We start from the raw sequence: 20091 nt of genomic DNA on the forward strand, positions 1-20091 counted from the left end.
AAGCCGCGACGCGGTTGACGCGTCGGGCAAAACAGGGGCATAATGCGATTATTCCGAAATGGCTGCTTGCTCAAGCGCAGTTCGGCTGCGAGTGAGTTGCGATCTCGCACGTCATTCTTAAGTGTCGTCCCGGCGAAGGCCGGGACCCATACCGCGTGATCTATCGATCGTGGACGCTGTCAGTCCCGAAACGACCAGTCTTCGCCAAGCTTCTCCCTGTGGTTATGGGTCCCGGCCTTCGCCGGGACGACACCGAATTTGAGACGCCGCCGTTCAACTCAACCAGAACTTCGGCGTGGTCGACTCGAGCCGGCCGCCGACACGCACCGGCGCGATCCGCAGCGCGAGGCCCGTCGCGTCATCCGTCTCCACCGCGACGGCGCTCAGCGTCGCCGTCCCCGCGGCCGGCTCGAAGCGACCCGACGGAATCCCCGAGGTGAACCGGCGCAGCGGTTCTTCCTTCTGCATGCCGATGATGGAATCGTAATCGCCGGTCATGCCGGCATCGGTCATGTAGGCGGTGCCGCCTGACAGGATCTGGTGGTCGGCGGTGGGCACGTGGGTGTGTGTGCCGACGACGAGGCTGGCGCGGCCGTCGCAGAAGAAGCCGATGCCCTGTTTCTCGCTGCTCGCCTCGCAATGGAAGTCGACGACGATGGCATCGGCCGCGACGCCGAGCGGGCAGGCGCCGAGTTCGCGCTCGAGCGCCGCGAACGGATCGTCGAACGGGGTCATGAAGACGCGCCCCAAAGCGTTGACGACGAGCGCATGCTTGCCATTCTTGGTCTCGATCAGCGCGGCGCCGCGGCCCGGCGTGCCGCGCGGATAGTTCGCCGGCCGCACCAGGCGTTCGGCCCGCTCGATGAAAACCAAGGCTTCACGTTGGTCCCAGGAATGATTGCCGAGTGTTACCGCATCGGCGCCGGCGTCGAGAAACTCCTGATAGATCGCTTCCGTGATGCCGAAGCCGCCGGCGGCATTCTCGCCGTTGACGACGACCAAATCGAGCGACCAGTCCTTGACCATGCCAGGCAGATGGTCCGCAATCGCCGTGCGTCCGGCACGGCCGACGACGTCACCCACGAAGAGAATGCGCAACTTCAGAACTCCGGAAATCGAACACGTCCGATTCCGTTAGCACATAATCCAGCGCGACGTCGTGCGATAGTGCCGGAACCGCCTCGATCTCCTGCGCTGCAAAGGCAAGCCCGATCCCGACGATGTGCTTGGTTTTGCGCAAATGCGCGAAGGTGAAATCGTAATGCCCAGCACCATAGCCGATGCGGTGGCCGAGACGGTCGAAGGCGGCGAGCGGCGTCAGCATGATGTCGGGGATGACTTCGCTTGCTGCCGGCGACGGCTCGGGAATACCGAGCGGGCCGAGCATCAGGCGATCGTTCGGTTGAAACAGACGGAAGATCAACGACTGGCCGCGCGCGGTGACGCAAGGCAGCGCCAGCTTTGCGCCTTCCTCGGCGAGCTTTCTCATCAGTGGCAGCGGATCGATCTCGCTGCGGATCGGCGAATAGCCGGAGACGATGCTGCCTGGCAGGAGCTTGAACGGCAGCCCGCGCTTGGCGAGCTTTGCAGCGGCGGTGCTGCGCTTCTTCTCGCTCAGCGCGTCGCGCGCCGCCAGCGCTTTGGCACGGAGTTCGGCTTTGGAGTTGGACATGCGCGTTTCCCCCCGAAGGCGAAGTCTTGCTCCGCCGTCATCGCCCGCGAAGGCGGGCGATCCAGTATTCCAGAGACGCTAATGCTTGAACCTCAACGCTGCGGCGTACTGGATGCCCCGCCTGCGCGGGGCATGACAATGAGAGTGAATTGACCGCCGGTTTGTCGGGGACGCAATTCGACAGACACGAACCAGAAGCAAATAGTGCGAAGCCGCGTACGCCGTTGAAGCACTCGATCCCGGAGTTCCCTACGAAAGTAGGTGGGCACCATATGTCCGGGCCCACGGGCCCGGCCAGGGACAGTTCCCTAAAGGATCGATAAGGCCCCGGGGATATATGGCTCCTGACGCACGTCGCAGCCTCGCTCGTGCAATCTAACAACGATACTGACGAATCGCCAGCCCGCCGAGAATGCCGAGCTTCGGCGTAATGAGGCGCCCCTGCGAGTCACGGCGGAGGTGCGCTCCCTCCCCCGCCTGCGGGGGAGGGCTGGGGAGAGGGTTTCTCCGCAACGGGACAATCCCCTAGAGGAGAGAGCCCTCACCCGGCGCTTTCGCGCCGACCTCTCCCGCAAGCGGGAGAGGTTGAGTCCGCGGCCCCATCGAGCACATCAATCGATCGAGTCCTTCGCGGCCCCTACCCGATCGCGATGCCGTTGCCGACGGTCCGGTTCAGGACCTGGGTCGACTTCTCGATGCGTTCGGCGGCGGCGTTCAGCGCGTTCACCACCGCCGTCTGCGTCATCCGGGCGCGCTCGACGGCGGCGTTGCGGAAATCCCTGAGCTCGGTCAACTCCTGCTCCAGGCTACGAACGCGGTTGCCGATGTCGACCAGCTCGTCGCACACGGTCAGCGCCGCCATCACGGTGAGGCGCGCATCGCCGATCTCGCCGAATTTTCCGCGCAGCGACTGGATGCGCGTCTCCAGGGTTTCGGCGAGCTTCAGCAGCCGCACCTCCTGGCCCTCCTCGCAGGCCATGCGGTATTGCCGGCCGTTGATGGTGACGTTGATGTGGCTCATCCGTCCTCTCCGGTATCGAGCACCGAACGTATCGTGACGATTGCGGAATCCAGCCGGTCGGAGATCTCGCGATTGGTGCGCTCGAGCTTGCGCGCCTTCACCAGCGCGCCGTCGAGCTCATCGGCAAGGCGCGAGCGATCCGCGCCGAGCGCCTGGATGCGCGCTGCAAGCTCGTTCTCGTCGCGATCGGCATCACGCCGTCGCTCCACCGCACTTTCGAGCGCGTCGAGCGCCGACATGAGCCTGCGGGTCGCAATCTCGATCTCGACGGCGGATGATTCCGTCATGGCAGAGCTGTTGGACACGCGATCGTTCATGCAGTCAGCGGCGGAACCTATGGCCTTTGCCCAGTGGCCTTATTCCTGGGGCTCGCCGTCCGGCAAAAGACTCGGTTCGGCAAGCGGTTAGAAGCAGAAATTTACGTGGCAAGCTAGCCCAGCGCAACGTCGCCGCGAAACTATGCACCGATAGATCGGGAGCAGGTCGTGCTGATCCGCCGGTTCCTTCCGGGCACGATCCCGACGGTAAGCCGCTCTCCACACAGGCAACTTTTACGGTCAAACCGGCGTTTGATTGCCTTGGACTCCCGAAACCGAGATGCTATCCAGCCCCAGCTCCCGTGGCCGCCAGGCTCGACCCCGCGCGGCGTGCACGGCCATCAAGCACCTCATTTCAGACGGATTTTCATCATGATGCAGTTCGATGCCACCCGTATGGCGAATACGCAGGTCGACCACACCCGTATGGCCAACGCGATCCGCGGGCTCTCGATGGACGCCGTCGAGAAGGCCAAATCGGGCCATCCGGGCCTGCCGATGGGTGCGGCCGACATCGCCACGGTGCTGTTCACGCAGTTCCTGAAATTCGACGCCGCCGCGCCCGCCTGGCCCGATCGCGACCGCTTCGTGCTCTCGGCCGGCCACGGCTCGATGCTGCTCTATTCGCTGCTGTACCTGACCGGCAATTCCGAGATGACGCTGGATCAGATCAAGCAGTTCCGCCAGGTCGACTCGCTCACCCCGGGACACCCCGAGAATTTCCGCACCAAGTGCATCGAGACCACCACCGGCCCGCTCGGCCAGGGCATCTCCACCGCGGTCGGCATGGCGCTTGCCGAGAAGATGCTGGCCGCCGAATTCGGCAAGAAGATCGTCGACCACCACACCTATGTGCTCGCCTCCGACGGCGACCTCATGGAGGGCGTGTCGCAGGAAGCGATCGCGATGGCCGGGCACTGGAAGCTCAACAAGTTGATCGTGCTCTACGACGACAACGGCATCTCGATCGACGGCCCGACCTCGCTCGCCGATTCTGTCGACCAGGTGAAACGCTTCAAGTCCGCGGGCTGGGCCGCCGAGAAGATCGACGGCCAAGACAAGGTTGCAATTGCTGATGCCATCACGCGCGCGAAGAAATCGAACAAGCCGACGCTGATCGCCTGCCGCACCACCATCGGTTTCGGCGCGCCGCATAAGGCCGGCACGTCGAAGGTGCACGGCGAGGCGCTCGGCGCCGACGAGCTCAAGGCCGCCAAGGAAAATCTCGGCATCTCGCTGGAGCCGTTCGCAGTCGCCGAGGACGCGCTGAAGGCGTGGCGCGCGGCCGGCCGCCGCGGCGCAGCGGCACGCCAGGAATGGGAAACACGGCTTGGCGAACTCGGCAGCCGCAAGCGCTCCGAGTTCGAGCGCCGCCTGCGTCATGAGCGTCCGGCATCGCTCGCGAAGGCGCTGCGTGCGCACAAGAAGGAACTGCTCGAGAAGCCGCTGACGGCCGCGACCCGCAAATCGTCGGAAGCGGCGATCGAGGCGATTGCAGCCGCGATGCCGATGGAATTCCTGGCTGGCTCCGCCGACCTCACCGGCTCCAACAACAACAAGGCGAAATCGGCGACCGCCTTCTCGGCCAAGACGCCGAAGGGCCGCTTCATCCATTACGGCATCCGCGAGCACGGCATGGCCGCCGCGATGAACGGCATCTTCCTGCACGGCGGCTTCGCGCCGAACGGCGCGACCTTCCTGGTGTTCACCGACTACGCCCGGCCCGCGATGCGCCTTGCCGCGCTGATGGGCGCCGGTGTCGTCTATGTGATGACGCACGATTCCATCGGTCTCGGCGAAGACGGTCCGACCCATCAGCCGGTCGAGCATCTCGCCGCACTTCGCGCCATTCCCAACATGCGCGTGTTCCGTCCCTGCGATGCCATCGAGGTCGCCGAGTGCTGGGAGCTCGCGCTCAACCGCATCGACGGCCCGACCGTGCTGGCGCTGACGCGCCAGAACCTGCCGCAGCTCCGCACCACCGCGCCGAATGACAATCCCTGCGCGGCCGGCGCCTATGAGCTGGTCGCAGCCCAGGGCGAAGCCAAGGTGACGCTGTTCGCCTCCGGCTCCGAGGTCGAGATCGCGGTCGCCGCCCAGAAGCAGCTCGCCGAGCGCGGCATCGCGTCACGGGTGGTCTCTGTTCCTTCGCTCGAGCTGTTGTTAGCGCAACCAGAGGCGAAACGCGCCGCAATCATCGGTAACGCACCGGTGAAGATTGCGATCGAGGCCGCCGTGCGTTGGGGCTGGGATGCCGTGATCGGCCAGGACGGCGAATTCATCGGCATGCATTCCTTCGGCGAAAGCGGTCCTGCCAAGGAGCTTTACAAGCATTTCGGCATTACTACCGAGGCCACGGTTAACGCTGTGCTGAAGCGCGTTTCCTGAGAGTTGAGCTTGCCGCAAAAAAGGACTACGTAATCTCTCATATGATCACGCACCGCCCGGCCGAACCGGGCGCCCGCCCCTAAAAAACCCTCGCAGGCGCGCAAAGCGCGTTGTGCGGGATGACAACGGTCATTGAAGGAGACGAAACATGGCAGTCCGCGTCGGAATTAACGGTTTTGGTCGCATTGGCCGCAACGTGCTGCGGGCTATCGCCGAGTCAGGCCGCAAGGACATCGTGGTCGTCGGCATCAACGACCTCGGCCCGGTCGAGACCAACGCCCATCTGCTCCGTTTCGATAGCGTCCATGGCCGTTTCCCCGGCACGGTCACCGTCGATGGTGACTCGATCAGCGTCGGCAACGGCAAGATCAAGGTGACCGCCGAGCGCGATCCCTCGAAGCTGCCGTGGAAGGATCTCGGCGTCGACGTCGCGCTGGAATGCACCGGCATCTTCACCTCGAAGGACAAGGCCTCCGCGCATCTGACCGCCGGCGCCAAGCGCGTGCTGGTCTCCGCGCCCGCCGACGGCGCCGATGCCACCATCGTCTACGGCGTCAACCACGACACGCTGACCAAGGACCATTTGGTCATCTCCAACGGCTCCTGCACCACCAACTGCCTCGCGCCGGTCGCCAAGGTGCTGAACGATCTCGTCGGCATCGAGACCGGCTTCATGACCACGATCCATGCCTATACCGGCGACCAGCCGACGCTGGACACGCTGCACAAGGATCTCTACCGCGGCCGTGCGGCTGCGATGTCGATGATCCCGACCTCGACCGGCGCCGCCAAGGCGATCGGTCTCGTGCTGCCCGAACTGAAGGGCAAGCTCGACGGCGTCGCGATCCGCGTGCCGACGCCGAACGTCTCGGTCGTCGACCTCAAGATCGTCGCCAAGCGCGCCACCGACGCCAAGGAAGTCAACGCGGCGATGAAGCGCGCCTCCGAGCAGCAGCTCAAGGGCATTCTCGGCTACACCACCGCGCCGAACGTCTCGATCGATTTCAACCACGACCCGCACTCCTCGACCTTCCACGAGGACCAGACCAAGGTGCAGAACGGCACGCTGGTGCGCGTGATGTCCTGGTACGACAACGAGTGGGGCTTCTCGAACCGCATGGCGGACACCGCCGTCGCGATCGCGAAGGTGATCTAAGGGGAGCGCAATGCTTCCTGCCTGAATTGGCATCCCTGGCGCCATATTGCTGATCGCGTTGATCGCGTACGGTATGCGCCAGGGAGGCAAGATAACGACCAGGCAGGAAGGCGATCCACCCGAGCGCGATGCGCCGTAGCGTCGCCAGCTAACGAGTGATTCAGGACATGGCCAAATTCCGCACCCTCGACGACGTCGACGTGAAGGGCAAACGCGTATTGCTGCGTGTCGACCTCAACGTACCCATGGAGAATGGGCGCGTCAGCGACGCAACGCGGCTTGAGCGCGTCGCACCGACCATCAGCGAGATCTCCGAGAAGGGCGGCAAGGTCATCCTGCTCGCGCATTTCGGCCGGCCGAAGGGCCGCGACGCCAAGGAATCGCTCAAGCCCGTCGCCGAAGCGCTGTCCAAGGTCGTGAAGAAGCCCGTTGCCTTCGCCGACGATTGCATCGGTGAGCCTGCGGCCACGGCCGTCGCCGGCTTGAAGGATGGCGACATCCTCTGCCTGGAGAACACCCGCTTCCACAAGGAAGAGGAAAAGAACGATCCGGCCTTCGTCGCGGAGCTGGCAAAGCTCGGCGACATCTGGGTCAATGACGCCTTCTCGGCCGCGCACCGCGCCCACGCTTCGACCGAAGGTCTCGGCCACAAGTTGCCGGCCTATGCCGGCCGCACCATGCAGGCCGAGCTCGACGCGCTGGAGAAGGCGCTGGGCTCGCCGACCAAACCGGTCATCGCGATCATCGGCGGCGCAAAAGTCTCGACCAAGATCGATCTGCTCGAAAACCTCGTGAACAAGGTCGACGCGCTCGTGATCGGCGGCGGCATGGCCAACACCTTCCTGCACGCCCAGGGCGTCGCGGTCGGCAAGTCGCTGGCCGAAAAGGATCTCGCCGCCACCGCGCTGCGCATCATGGAGAAGGCGAGCGCCGCCAATTGCGCGATCATCCTCCCCGTCGACGCCACCGTCGCCTACCATTTCGCCGCCAATGCGCCGTCGCATGCCTATGGGCTCGACGCGATCCCCGCCGACGGCATGATCCTCGACGTCGGCCCGCAATCGGTCGCGCGCGTCCACGCCGCGATCGACGACGCCGCGACGCTGGTCTGGAACGGACCGCTGGGCGCCTTCGAGATGCAGCCGTTCGACCGCGGCACGGTCGCGGCCGCCAGGCACGCCGCCGAGCGCACCAAGGACAAGAAGCTGATCTCGATCGCCGGTGGCGGCGACACCGTCGCCGCGCTCAACCAGGCCGGCGTCGCCGGCAGTTTCACCTATGTCTCGACCGCCGGTGGCGCGTTCCTTGAATGGATGGAAGGCAAGCCCTTGCCCGGCGTCGAGGTGCTGCGCGTCAGTTAAGCTTAAGTCGGCAAACATTGAGCGGCCTTGCAGGCCCAAACGGGAGAAAAAGACAGATGGCTCGGATCACGTTACGTCAATTGCTCGACCACGCGGCGGAGAACGATTACGGCGTACCGGCCTTCAACATCAATAACATGGAGCAGGCGCTGGCGATCATGGACGCGGCCAACCAGGTCGACGCGCCCGTCATCATCCAGGCCTCGCGCGGTGCGCGCTCCTACGCCAACGACGTCATGCTCAAGCACATGATGGATGCGGTGACCGAGATCTATCCGCACATTCCGGTCTGCGTGCATCTCGACCACGGCAACGAGCCGGCGACCTGCATGACCGCGATCCAGTCCGGCTTCACCTCGGTGATGATGGACGGCTCGCTCAAGGCCGACGGCAAGACCCCCGGCGACTGGGGCTACAATGTCGGCGTCACCAAGACCGTGACCGACATGGCCCATCTCGGCGGCATCTCGGTGGAAGGCGAACTCGGCGTGCTCGGCTCGCTCGAGACCGGCATGGGCGACAAGGAAGACGGCCACGGTGCCGAAGGCAAGCTCAGCCACGACCAGCTGCTGACCAATCCGGACGAGGCCGTGAAGTTCGTGCAAGAGACCAAGGTCGACGCGCTCGCGATCGCGATGGGGACTTCTCACGGTGCTTACAAATTTACCCGCAAGCCCGACGGCGACATCCTCGCCATGAACGTGATCGAGGAGATCCACCGCAAGCTGCCGAACACGCATCTCGTGATGCATGGTTCGTCCTCGGTGCCGCAGGACCTCCAGGACATCATCAATAGCTATGGCGGCAAGATGAAGCCGACCTGGGGCGTGCCGGTCGCCGAGATCCAGCGCGGCATCAAGAACGGCGTGCGCAAGATCAACATCGACACCGACAACCGCATGGCGATGACCGGCCAGATCCGGAAAGTGCTCAAGGACAATCCGGAAGAGTTCGATCCGCGCAAGTACCTGAAGCCGGCGATGGAGGCGATGACCAAGCTGTGCAAGCAGCGGCTCCAGGAGTTCAATACCGCCGGCCAGGCCTCGAAGATCAAGAAAGTCCTGACCACCGCCGAGATGGCCAAGCGCTATGCCAAGGGCGAGCTCGACCCCCGCGTCGCATAGCGATCCCCGCGTCGCGTAAGCGATCGCGCGGTGGCGTAAGGACCGCCGCAGGCACCTTCTCCCGTCATTCCGGGGCGCGCGGAGCGCGAGCCCGGAATCCATGGTGCCACCATCGGCGCGGATCAATGGAATCCGGGCTCGCGCCAAGGGGCGCGCCCCGGAATGACCGGTCCCCCCCTTTACCCTGCGACGAACGTTAACTCGGCAATTGCCCGAGAACGGTCTATTTTCACAGGCAAGGGCAGAATCGTTTTGGGAGGACCTCTCGATGAATCTGACTGAGCTCAACAGGGTCGCGACCGCCATGGTCGCAACCGGCAAGGGCATCCTTGCCGCCGACGAATCCTCCGGCACCATCAAGAAGCGTTTCGACGCGATCGGTGTCGAATCGACCGAAGCGAACCGCCGCGATTATCGCGAGATGCTGTTCCGCTCCAAGGAGGCCATGAGCCAGTACATCTCCGGGGTAATCCTCTACGACGAGACGATCTGGCAGGATGCCAAGGACGGCACGCCGCTGATCAGGCTGATCGAGGAGACCGGCGCCATTCCCGGCATCAAGGTCGACGAAGGCACCCAAGCCCTGCCGATGTGCCCGGGCGAGCTTGTGACCGTCGGGCTCGATAAGCTCGCCGAGCGCCTGAAGAAATATTACGAGCGCGGCGCGCGCTTCGCCAAATGGCGCGCGGTGATCGACATCGGTAGCGGCATCCCCTCGATGACGGCGATCAACGTCAACGCGCATGCGCTGGCGCGCTACGCGGCGCTGTGCCAGGCGGCACAGATCGTGCCGATCGTCGAGCCCGAGGTGCTGATGGATGGTGATCACGACATCGAGCGCTGCTATGAGGTGACGCAGCGCGTGCTCAACAAGACGTTCCAGGAATTGCGCGTGCAGCGCGTCGCGTTCGAAGGCATGGTGCTGAAGCCGAACATGGCGATCTCAGGCAAGAAGTGCGCGAAGCAGGCTTCCGTCGAGGAAGTCGCGGAGAAGACAATCCGGCTGCTGAAGGCCTGCGTGCCGGCGGCGGTGCCGGGCATCGCCTTCCTCTCCGGCGGCCAGTCCGACGAGGAGGCGACCGCGCATCTCAACGCCATGCACAAGCTCGGCCCGCTGCCCTGGGGCCTGACCTTCTCCTACGGCCGCGCGCTGCAGGCCGCGCCGCAGAAGGCCTGGTCCGGCAAGGCCGAGAACGTCGCGGCCGGGCAGCGTGCCTTCAGCCACCGCGCGCGGATGAACGGCCTCGCGTCCAAGGGCGAATGGCAAAGCAGCCTGGAAAAGAAGGCGGCCTAGATCTTGTCGAACAAATCGCCTCCGCCGCGCCCGGCGCCGCGTCTCTATCTCGCGACGCCTGTTGTCGATGATCCAGCATCGCTCGTCGCCGAGCTGCCTGCCCTGCTCGCCTCTGCCGATGTCGCGGCCGTGCTGCTGCGGCTGAAGGAGACCGACCAGCGCACGATGATCTCGCGCATCAAGGCCTTCGCGCCGCCGGTGCAGAAGGCGGGCGCCGCGCTGCTGATCGACGGCCATGCCGAACTGGTGGCGCGCGGCGGCGCCGATGGTGCGCATCTCACGGGCCTTGCCGCGCTGGAAGAGGCGGCGCCCTCACTCAAGCCGGATCGCATCGCCGGCGTCGGCGGGCTCGCCACGCGCCACGATTCCATGAGCGCGGGCGAGATGGGCGCCGACTACGTGCTGTTCGGCGAGCCCGACGCCAACGGCCAGCGGCCATCGTCGCAGGCGATCGCCGAGCGGCTGGACTGGTGGGCCGAGCTGTTCGAGCCGCCCTGCGTCGGCTTTGCCACCTCGTTGGAAGAGGCCTACGATTTCGCCGCCAGCGGCGCTGATTTCGTGCTGGCCGGCGAGTTCATCTGGGCCGATCCGCGCGGGCCCAAGGCCGCGCTGGTCGAGGCCGATGCTGCAATCAAGAAGGCCCATGCGACGGCGCCGGCTGGCCAGGAGCACGGCTAGCGCCCGACATGAAGCTCCCGCGCATCACCATTTTGGCCACGCTGCTGCTGACGGTGCCCGCGGCCGCGCAGCTCCAGATCACCCCGCCGGCCACGACGCCGAGCGCGGCACCTGAGAAACCGAAGCCGAAGCCGCACGCGCTCACCAACAAGAAGGAGGCCGCACCGGCACCGAAGCCTTCGGCCTCGCCCAAGCCGGCCCCCTCCTCCAAGCCGGCCCCGGCCGCGACCGTGATCCCCGCGCCGCCGACCGACAATTCCAACGTCGATCTGGTGTTCGGCGCCTATCAGCGCGGGCAGTACAAGACGGCGTTCGAGCTCGCCACCGCCCGCGCGCAAGGAGGCGATCCCAAGGCGATGACCATGCTCGGCGAGCTCTATTCCAATGCCATGGGCATTCGCCGCGACTACGCCAAGGCGCAGGAATGGTACAAGCGCGCCGCGGATGCCGGCGACCGCGAGGCGATGTTCGCGCTCGCCATGCTGCGTATGTCCGGCCGCGGCGGCCCGGTCGACAAGGGCGAAGCGGTGAAGCTGATGGCCTCTGCCGCCAAGCTCGGCGAGCCCAAGGCGGCCTATAACCTCGCTTTGCTGAATCTCGACGGCCAGACCCTGCCGCAGGACGTCAAGCGTTCCGCCGAGCTGTTGCGCCAGGCCGCCGATGCCGGCCTGCCCGAGGCGCAATACGCGCTTGCGACCTTCTACAAGGAGGGCACCGGCGTGCCAAAGGATCCCGAGCGATCGGTGCGGCTGCTCCAGGCCGCCACGCTGGCCGACAATGTCGATGCCGAGGTCGAATACGCCATCGCGCTGTTCAACGGCACCGGCACGCCGAAGAACCAGCCGGCGGCTGTCGCGTTGCTCCGCAAGGCATCGCGTCAGGGCAGCGCGATCGCGCAGAATCGGCTGGCCTGGGTGCTGATCAACGGCATGGGCACGGCCGTGGACAAGGTCGAGGGCTTCAAATGGCACCTGGTGGCCAAGACCGCCGGCAAGGGCGACCCGGAGCTCGACAAGCAATTGTCCGATCTGCCGGCCGAGGACCGGGCCAAGGCGGAAGCCGCCGCAAAGAAATGGCTCGGGACCAAATGACTTGACCTTGACGCCCTCGCAGGGCACCCCATCCCTCAAACAGGCGCGATTTCGCGCCATTTCCCCCGATCAAGACCAGAGCTCATGCTGTACTCCGCAACTATCAATGTCATGGTCAAGGCCGCGCGCCGCGCCGGCCGCAGCCTCAAGCGCGATCTCGGCGAGATCGAGCATCTCCAGGTCTCGCTAAAGGGCCCGGCGAATTTCGTCTCGCTCGCCGACAAGCGCGCTGAAGAGATCCTCTACCAGGACCTCGCCAAGGCCCGGCCCGGCTACGGTTTCATCGGCGAAGAGGGCGGCACCCGCGAAGGCAGCGACAAGAGCCACACCTGGATCGTCGATCCCTTGGACGGCACCACCAACTTCCTGCACGGCATCCCGCAATTCGCGATCTCGATCGGCCTTGCGCGTGAGGGCACCGTCATCGCGGGCGTGATCTACAATCCCGCCAATGACGAACTCTACATCGCCGAGCGCGGCAAGGGCGCTTTCCTCAACGACCAGCGGCTGCGCGTGGCCGGCCGCCGCCAGCTCAACGAATGCGTGGTGGCCTGCGGCCTGCCCCATATCGGCCGCGGCGACCACGACGAATTCCGCCGCGAGATGACCGCGATCCAGGACCGCGTCGCCGGCCTGCGCCGCTTCGGCGCCGCCTCGCTCGACCTCGCCTTCGTCGCCGCCGGCCGTCTCGACGGCTATTGGGAACGGAATCTGTCACCCTGGGACATCGCGCCGGCCAGATCATGGTGAAGGAAGCCGGCGGCACCGTGAGCGACATCAACACGCCCGGCGATGCGCTGACGACGGGGCACGTGGTGTGCGGCAACGAGTTCGTGCACGGAGAGCTGGTGAAGATTCTGCGGAAGGCGGCGTAAGGCGGAAGCTCGCGCTTCACACTCGCCGTCATTCCGGGACGCGCCTCTTGGCGCGGGCCCGGAATCCATTCATCGACTGTGATTGCGGTCCGATGGATTCTCAGATGCGCAATTGCGCATCATAGCTCGCGCTACGCGCGCCCCGGAATGACGGAAAAGTGCATCAGTGGCCCGTGTGTGCCGGCGCCGGCGGCCCGTAGGCCTCGCCTTCCTTCGCCACCTTCGGCTCCCGATCCCTGCCCAGCACGCGCTGTACCGAGACGAAGAACACCGGCACCATCAAGAGCGCCAGGACCACCACCGCGATCATGCCGCCCATCACGACGCTGCCGAGCGCTTGCTGGCTGGCGCCGCCGGCGCCGTGGGCGATCGCCATCGGCAGCACGCCGCAGATGAAGGCAAGGCCAGTCATCAGGATCGGGCGGAAGCGCAGCCGGCAGGCCTCGATGGTGGCTTCCACCAGCGGCTTGCCCTCCTTGCGCAGATCTTTCGCGAACTCGATGATCAGGATCGCGTCCTTTGCCGCGAGGCCGATGATGGTGATCAGGCCGACGGTGAAATAGACGTCGTTGGGCAGGCCCCGCAGCATCGCCGCGCTCACTGCCCCGACGATGCCGAGCGGCACGGTCAGCAGCACCGCGAGCGGAATGGTCCAGCTTTCATAGAGTGCGGCAAGGCACAGGAACACCACGAACACCGACAGCGCCAGCAGGAACGGCGCCTGCGAGCCCGAGAGCTTCTCCTGGAGCGACTGCCCCGTCCATTCATAGCCGAAGCCGCGCGGCAATCGGCCGGCGAGCCGCTCCATCTCGGCGATCGCGTCGCCCGAGGTGAAGCCGGGTTTGGCTTCACCGGAGATGCGCACCGCCGGATAGTAGTTGAAGCCGGCGATCTGCGTCGGCCCGCGCGCCCATTCCACCGTGGCGAAGGAGGAGAACGGCACCAGCTGACCGCGGCTGTTCTTGACGTTGTAGTTGAGGATATCCTCGGTCCGCATGCGGTCGCGGCTATCTGCCTGCACCACGACGCGCTGCATGCGGCCGCGGTTCGGGAAGTCGTTGATGTAGTTCGAGCCGAGATTGGTCGAGATCGTGTTGTTGATGTCCTCGAAGGTGACGCCGAAGGCGCCGGCCTTCTCGCGGTCGATCACAAGATTGACCACGCCGGCCTCGGGCAGGCCTTCGATATAGACCTTCTGCAGCACCGGGCTCGCATTGGCCTCCGCGATCAGCTGGTCAGCGGCGCGCATGAGCGCCGGATATCCCTTCTGGCCGCGGTCCTGGAGGCGGAACGAGAAGCCCGAGGAATTGCCGAGATTGTCGATCGGCGGCGGCTGGAGCGCGGAGATCTTGGCATCGCGGATCGACGACGACAGATCGCGGTTGATGTCGTTGACGATCGCCGCGGCGGAATCCTTCGGCCCGCGCTCGGACCAGTCCTTCAAGGTGATGAAGGCCTGCGCGGTGTTCATGCCCTGGCCGGAGAAGCTGAAGCCGGTGAGGAAAGTGACGTTGTCGACACCGGGCCGCTGCGCCAGGTATTTTTCCACCTTCTCGATCACCGCCTCGGTGCGGGCATAGGACGAATCCGACGGCGTCTGTACGTCGGTGGTGACGAAGCCCTGGTCGTCGACGGGCAGGAAGCCGCCAGGCAGATTGACGAAGGCCCAGGACAGACCGGCCAGCAGCGCGACATAGACCAGCATCAGGCGGCCGGTGCGCTTCAGCGAGAAGCCGACGGTTCGGGAATAGCCCTCCTTGCCGCCTTCGAGCACGCGGTTGAACCAGCCGAACACGCCTCTCTTCGCGTGACCGTGGCCGGCCGCGACGGGCTTGAGCAGGGTCGCGCACAGCGCGGGCGTCAGCGACAGCGCCAGGAAGGCGGAGAAGCCGATCGCCGCGACCATGGTCACGGAGAACTGGCGGTAGATGATGCCGACCGAGCCCGGGAAGAACGCCATCGGCACGAACACCGCCATCAGCACCAAGGTGATGCCGATGATGGCGCCGGTGATCTGCGACATCGCCTTGCGCGTCGCCTCCTTCGGCGGCAGGCCTTCCTCGGCCATGATGCGCTCGACGTTCTCGACCACGACGATGGCGTCGTCGACGAGGATGCCGACCGCAAGCACCATGCCGAACATCGAGAGCATGTTGATGGAGTAGCCGGCGAGCAGCAGCGTGGAACAGGCCCCTAACAGCGCCACCGGCACCACGATGGTCGGAATGATGGTGTAGCGGATGTTCTGGAGGAACAAGAACATCACCACGAACACCAGCACCACGGCCTCGACCAGCGTCGACAGCACCTTCTTGATCGAAGCCTCGACCACGGGAGTGATGTTGTAGGGAATCTCGTAGGTGATGTTGGCCGGGAAGAAGCGCGACAGCTCCTTCATCTTCTCTTCGACGGCACTCGCGGTCGCCAGCGCATTGCCGGTCGGCGACATCAGCACGGACAGACCGGCGGTCGGCTTGCCGTCGAGGCGCGTGTTGAACTGGTAGCTGAGGCCGCCGACCTCGATGCGCGCGACGTCGCGCAGGCGCACGGTCGAACCGTCGGCGTTGGCGCGCAAGATGATGGCGCCGAACTCGTCCGGGGACGAGAGCTGGCCCTTGACCAGCACCAGCGAGGAGGTGCGTTGGCTCGACGTCGACGGCTCGGCGCCGATGCTGCCCGAGGCGACCTGCGCGTTCTGCGCGGCGATGGCCTTGTTGACGTCGTCGGCGGTCAGCCCATAGCCGACCAGCTTGGCCGGATCGACCCAGACGCGCAAGCTGCGCTCGGTCGAGTAGAGCGTGGCGCGGCCGACACCGGGAATGCGGCGGATCTCGCCCAGCACGTTGCGGATCATGAAGTCGCCGAGGCCGACCTCGTCGAGGCTGCCGTCGGTCGAGTTCAGCGTGATGATCTGAAGCACCGCGCTGGAGGCTTCCTCGATCAGGATGCCCTGCTGCATCACCGCGCGCGGCAGGCGCGCCTCGACGCGCTTGATGCGGTTCTGCACCTCGACCGAGGCGGCGCTGGTATCGGTGCCCGGCTGGAAGTTGGCGATGATCTCGACCTGGCCGAGCGAATCGCTGGTCGATTCGAAATTGAGGATGCCGGAGGCGCCGTTGAGCTCCTCCTCGATCAGTCGCGTGACGCTGTTGTAGAGGTTCTCCGGCGAGGCGCCGGGATAGCTGGTCGAGACCGAGATCGAGGGCGGCGCGATGATCGGATATTGCGCGATCGGCAGCAGCGGAACCGCAATCGCACCGATCAAGCAGATGAATAGCGCGACCACCCAGGCGAAGATCGGCCTGTCGATGAAGAAACTCGGCATGGCGCGTTACCGCGTGAGCTTCTGGGCGTGCCGGTTGTCCGCGGTCGCGTCCGCCTCCGACCAGGATTGCGGTTTAACCTTGTCGCCGGCCGCAAATTTCTGGAAGCCTTCGACCACGACCTTGTCACCGGCCTTCAGGCCTTCGGTGATGAACCAGAATCCGTCCTGCACCGAGCCGGTGCGCACCGCCTGCACCGCGATGTGGTTGTCGTCCTTGACGACGAAGACCTCGCTGCCGCCGCCGCCATTGCGCTGGATCGCCTGCTGCGGCACCGCGATCGCGTCGGCGTCCAGACCCTGGTCGATGCGGACGCGGACATACATGCCCGGCAGGAGCTCGCGCTTGGGATTGCGGAATTCGCCGCGCAGTGTCACCTGGCCGGTGTGGGCATCGACCTTGGCGTCGGAGAACAGCAGCTTGCCGTCGAGCGAATAGGTGGCGTTGTCATCGAGCACGAGTCGCACCTTGGCGGCATCGGGCGCGATACGCTCGAGATCGCCGGTTTCGAAGGCGCGGCGGAGCTGGTTGAGCTCGGTCACCGATTGGGTGAAGTCTGCATAGATCGGATCGAGCTGCTGGATGCTGGCGAGATTGGTCTCGTTCTGCACGACGAGCGCGCCCTCGCTGACCAGCGCCGCACCGACGACGCCGTCGATCGGCGCGCGCACGGTGGCGTAGTCGAGATTGAGTTTTGCGCGCGCGAGGTCCGCCTTGCGTCCCTCGACCTCGGCCTGGGCCTGCCGCTCGGCGGCGATTGCCTTTTCGTTCTCGGCCTCTGGCGCGGCGCGATCCTTGGTGAGCGTAGCGATGCGGCGTGCCTGCTGATGCGCCTGCATCGCAGCAGCCTCGGCCTTGGCGACCGCAGCCTCGTTGGCCATCACCTCGACCTCGAACGGACGAGGATCGATGCGGTAGAGCGGATCGCCCGCCTTCACCTCGCTACCCTGGCGGAACAGGCGCTCGACCACGATGCCGGAGACGCGCGGCCGCACGTCCGAGACGCGCGTCGGCGCGATGCGGCCCGGCAGCTCCCGCACCACGGCGCGCGGCTGCGGCTTGATGACGACGATGCTGACGTCAGGGTCGGACGGCGGAGCGGCGGATACGGCGGAGCTGGACTCCTCGCAGCCCACCAGCAGCGGCGCTAGGGCCGCGAGCATCATTGCAACGCATGCCGATCGCGCACGAAGTCCTGACATGAAGTGAGTCGCCCCGATTTTGTTGAAACTGATCACGCTCCGCGCGGGCCCGTTCTGGGCTCTTTGCACGCGGCCGATGCCGCCAAAATAGAATGCGCCTGCTGCGATGCAACGCATGGCGCGGGCGGCTCATTGTCACACGGCGTATCGTGTTGAATCTTGATGGTTTTTGTGGACTCACTTGATTGTGAGTCGGGCTCCATCGCCGCGTGCTGCGACGGAACACCGCAATCAGGCGGCGGCTTTCATCCGGTAATGGCTGACGCCCCATTCGGTTCCGTCGGCGTAGCCGAACAGGCCCGACGTCGCCAGCAGGAACCAGCGCCAGCGCCGCATCCAAAGTGCGGTCTCCTCGCCATAGGCCTTGCGCAACGAGGCCTCGATGGCGGCGCCATGCGCATCGAAATTGGCGAGCCAGGCGTTCGCGGTGTGCCGGTAATGCGTGCCGCTCCAGCACCATTCCTTCTCGATTGCGAAGATGTCGTCGAATTGCCTGACGAGGTGATGGCTTGGCATCATCCCGCCCGGGAAGGCGTGCTGCGCGATCCAGTCCTCGCGATTGGCCGGGTCGAACAGATGGGACCCGGAGCGATGGGAGACCACATGCATGAAGAAGCGCCCGTCGGGCGCGAGCCACGCGCGCAGGCGCGTCATCAGCTTGCGCCAGTTCACCATGTGCTCGAACGTCTCGACCGAGACGATGCGGTCGAACTGCCCCTCGGGCGCGAACACGTTCATGTCGGCGGTGACGACCCGCAGGTTCAACAGCCCGCGCCGCCGCGCCTCCTCCTCGACATAAGCGCGCTGCGTCTGCGAGGCCGACACGGCCGCCACCTTCGCGTGCGGAAACTGCCGCGCGATCCACAGCGACAGCGAGCCCCAGCCGCAGCCGAGCTCGAGGATGGTCTGCCCGTCGGCAAGACCGGCATGCTCGACGGTCTGGCGCAGCGCCTCCTCCTCCGCCTCCTGCAAGTTGGTCGCATCGGTCTTGTAGAAACAGCACGAATATTTCCGGTTGGGGCCGAGCACCTGCGCTAAGAAGGAAGCGGGCACCTCGTCATGCCGGCCGCGGGCGGCATCCGCGTCCTCGGCGATCGGCCGCAGCATCATCCGCCCGGCGAAGGCGGCATCGTCGGCCGCCCCCAGCTTGGACAGGCGTGTCGCCGTGCGCGAGCACAGGCGCTGGATCGCGGCACGCATCACCACGTCCGGCAACGGCACACGTTCGGCAGTCCCGATGATCGCGGAAACGACGCTCATGCGGCCCCCGAATCGCGAGCTCCTGCAGACACCTGCCTCTCAAAGCGTGGCTTCCGGTCCGAGTTCCCCAAGCTGTCCCCGAAATCGGCGCATCCGGCGCTTTTTTTGGGCTGGCGCTGTGCCATAGTGCGCCCGCAAGCAAGCTTCGTAATGGATGATACCGGCATGCGGTCTGGCACTTCCCGCTCCACCATGGATATCGAGTACACCAAACTGTCCTCGCCCAGCGTCTTTCTGGTGCGGATGCTGGTCTTCCTGGTGCTGTGTGCGCTGGTGGGCGTGGTGCTCTACAAGCAGATCATCCAGGCCTTCTTCGCCAATCCCGGGCTCAACGCCCTGATCGGGGCGGTGCTGTTCATCGGCATCGTGCTGGCTTTCCGCCAGGTCATCCGGCTCTACCCTGAGGTGTCCTGGGTCAATAATTTCCGCATCGCCGATCCCGGCCTGGCGCCGGCCCGGCACCCGAAGCTGCTGGCGCCGATGGCGGCGATCCTCGGCGGCGAACGCTCGGGACGGATGTCTATCACCCAGACCACGATGCGGCATCTGCTCGATTCGATCGCGACCCGCCTGGACGAGGCGCGTGACATCTCCCGCTACATGACCGGCCTGCTCGTCTTCCTCGGCCTGCTCGGCACCTTCTGGGGCCTGATCGAGACGGTCGGCTCGGTCGGCAAGGTGATCGACGGGCTCAAGGTCGGCAGTGATTCCGGCGCCCTGTTCGACACGCTGAAAGAGGGGCTCGCCGCCCCGCTCGGCGGCATGGGCATCTCGTTCTCGAGCTCGCTGTTCGGCCTCGCCGGCTCGCTGATCCTCGGCTTTCTCGATTTGCAATCGAGCCAGGCGCAGAACCGCTTCTACACTGACCTCGAAGACTGGCTCGCCACCACCGTGCGCGAATATGGCAGCGGCGAAGTGGCGGTCGCTTCCGGCGGCGGTGGCGTGGCCAGCGGCGAACTCCAGGCCGCGGTCGAGCGGCTGCGCTCCGTGCTCGAGGAAGGCAGCGCCAACCGCGGCACCACCGCGGCGATGGCGAGCCTCGCCGAAGCGATCCAGGCGCTGGTCTCGCACATGCGCACCGAGCAGCAGATGATCCGCGAATGGGCCGACGGCCAGGGCGAGCAGAACCGCGAGATCCGGCGCCTGTTGGAGCGGATCGCGCGCCAGCCCGAGAAGAGTTGAGGACAGGACGAAAGGTCTCGTGCCCCGGACGCGATTAGCACGAAGTGATGCGTCGCCGAGCCGGGGCCCATTCGACGAGTGATTCTGGGTCCCGGCTCTGCGCAGCAGCGTTGCACGCTGCAGCGCGTCCGGGACACGAGTGAAACG

15 protein-coding genes, 1 other RNA gene and 1 pseudogene are annotated in these 20091 nt (G+C 65.5%); 9 read left to right on the forward strand and 8 right to left on the reverse strand.

Annotated features, from left to right (window positions below; all coding sequences use genetic code 11):
* Positions 1–273: 273 nt before the first annotated feature.
* The 5 genes from CWO91_RS22545 to CWO91_RS22565 all read right to left on the reverse strand — a co-directional run bounded on the left by CWO91_RS22545 (position 274) and on the right by CWO91_RS22565 (position 3010).
* Positions 274–1098 carry a TIGR00282 family metallophosphoesterase gene (locus CWO91_RS22545; protein ID WP_165405635.1) on the reverse strand — a complete coding sequence of 275 codons (825 nt, stop codon included), beginning with the start codon at positions 1096–1098 and terminating at the stop codon, positions 274–276.
* The gene (locus CWO91_RS22550) at positions 1076–1672 is read right to left on the reverse strand and encodes a 5-formyltetrahydrofolate cyclo-ligase (protein WP_130216386.1); all 597 of its coding nucleotides are present in this window, start codon (positions 1670–1672) and stop codon (positions 1076–1078) included. Before CWO91_RS22550 ends, CWO91_RS22545 begins: the two co-directional genes overlap by 23 nt.
* A 205-nt stretch (positions 1673–1877) precedes the next feature.
* Positions 1878–2038: non-coding RNA, 6S RNA (gene ssrS, locus CWO91_RS22555), on the reverse strand.
* Between the two features lie 271 nt (positions 2039–2309).
* Complete coding sequence (locus CWO91_RS22560; protein ID WP_130216388.1) at positions 2310–2693, reverse strand: cell division protein ZapA; 384 nt, start codon at positions 2691–2693, stop codon at positions 2310–2312.
* A complete protein-coding gene (locus CWO91_RS22565) occupies positions 2690–3010 on the reverse strand; it encodes a DUF4164 domain-containing protein (protein WP_028142025.1) in 321 nt (106 codons plus the stop codon). The genes CWO91_RS22560 and CWO91_RS22565 overlap by 4 nt, the downstream gene beginning before the upstream one ends.
* 372 nt (positions 3011–3382) lie before the next feature.
* Here CWO91_RS22565 and tkt point away from each other — a divergent pair, with 372 nt between their 5' ends.
* From tkt to CWO91_RS22605, 8 genes and pseudogenes are all read left to right on the forward strand, one after another.
* A complete protein-coding gene (gene tkt, locus CWO91_RS22570; RefSeq protein WP_130216390.1) occupies positions 3383–5398 on the forward strand; it encodes a transketolase in 2016 nt (671 codons plus the stop codon).
* Between the two features lie 148 nt (positions 5399–5546).
* The gene (gene gap / locus CWO91_RS22575; RefSeq protein WP_130216392.1) at positions 5547–6554 is read left to right on the forward strand and encodes a type I glyceraldehyde-3-phosphate dehydrogenase; all 1008 of its coding nucleotides are present in this window, start codon (positions 5547–5549) and stop codon (positions 6552–6554) included.
* 167 nt (positions 6555–6721) lie between these two features.
* Positions 6722–7915, forward strand: coding sequence for a phosphoglycerate kinase (locus CWO91_RS22580; protein WP_130216394.1), 1194 nt, complete (start codon positions 6722–6724; stop codon positions 7913–7915).
* A gap of 56 nt (positions 7916–7971) precedes the next feature.
* Positions 7972–9039, forward strand: coding sequence for a class II fructose-bisphosphate aldolase (gene fba / locus CWO91_RS22585; RefSeq protein ID WP_130216396.1), 1068 nt, complete (start codon positions 7972–7974; stop codon positions 9037–9039).
* Positions 9040–9307: 268 nt separating this feature from the next.
* On the forward strand, positions 9308–10333 hold the full coding sequence (locus tag CWO91_RS22590) for a class I fructose-bisphosphate aldolase (protein WP_130216398.1): 1026 nt from the start codon (positions 9308–9310) through the stop codon (positions 10331–10333).
* Positions 10334–10336: 3 nt separating this feature from the next.
* Positions 10337–11011: a thiamine phosphate synthase gene (locus CWO91_RS22595; protein WP_130216400.1), complete on the forward strand. Its 675-nt coding sequence runs from the start codon at positions 10337–10339 to the stop codon at positions 11009–11011.
* Between the two features lie 8 nt (positions 11012–11019).
* Complete coding sequence (locus CWO91_RS22600) at positions 11020–12102, forward strand: tetratricopeptide repeat protein (RefSeq protein WP_130216402.1); 1083 nt, start codon at positions 11020–11022, stop codon at positions 12100–12102.
* A gap of 84 nt (positions 12103–12186) precedes the next feature.
* Positions 12187–12977, forward strand: a pseudogene (locus tag CWO91_RS22605) (inositol monophosphatase family protein).
* A 163-nt stretch (positions 12978–13140) separates the two neighbouring features.
* Here the strand turns inward: CWO91_RS22605 and CWO91_RS22610 are convergent.
* The 3 genes from CWO91_RS22610 to CWO91_RS22620 form a co-directional block, all read right to left on the reverse strand.
* Positions 13141–16302 carry a multidrug efflux RND transporter permease subunit gene (locus CWO91_RS22610; RefSeq protein WP_130216404.1) on the reverse strand — a complete coding sequence of 1054 codons (3162 nt, stop codon included), beginning with the start codon at positions 16300–16302 and terminating at the stop codon, positions 13141–13143.
* A gap of 6 nt (positions 16303–16308) precedes the next feature.
* On the reverse strand, positions 16309–17502 hold the full coding sequence (locus CWO91_RS22615; protein ID WP_130216406.1) for an efflux RND transporter periplasmic adaptor subunit: 1194 nt from the start codon (positions 17500–17502) through the stop codon (positions 16309–16311).
* A 231-nt stretch (positions 17503–17733) separates the two neighbouring features.
* On the reverse strand, positions 17734–18762 hold the full coding sequence (locus CWO91_RS22620; RefSeq protein ID WP_130216408.1) for an SAM-dependent methyltransferase: 1029 nt from the start codon (positions 18760–18762) through the stop codon (positions 17734–17736).
* A 165-nt stretch (positions 18763–18927) separates the two neighbouring features.
* On the opposite strand from CWO91_RS22620, the gene CWO91_RS22625 reads away from it, so the two are divergent.
* Positions 18928–19944 carry a flagellar motor protein MotA gene (locus tag CWO91_RS22625; RefSeq protein ID WP_130216410.1) on the forward strand — a complete coding sequence of 339 codons (1017 nt, stop codon included), beginning with the start codon at positions 18928–18930 and terminating at the stop codon, positions 19942–19944.
* Positions 19945–20091 lie beyond the last annotated feature (147 nt).

Source organism: Bradyrhizobium genosp. SA-3 (assembly GCF_004212635.1).
Lineage (GTDB): Bacteria > Pseudomonadota > Alphaproteobacteria > Rhizobiales > Xanthobacteraceae > Bradyrhizobium.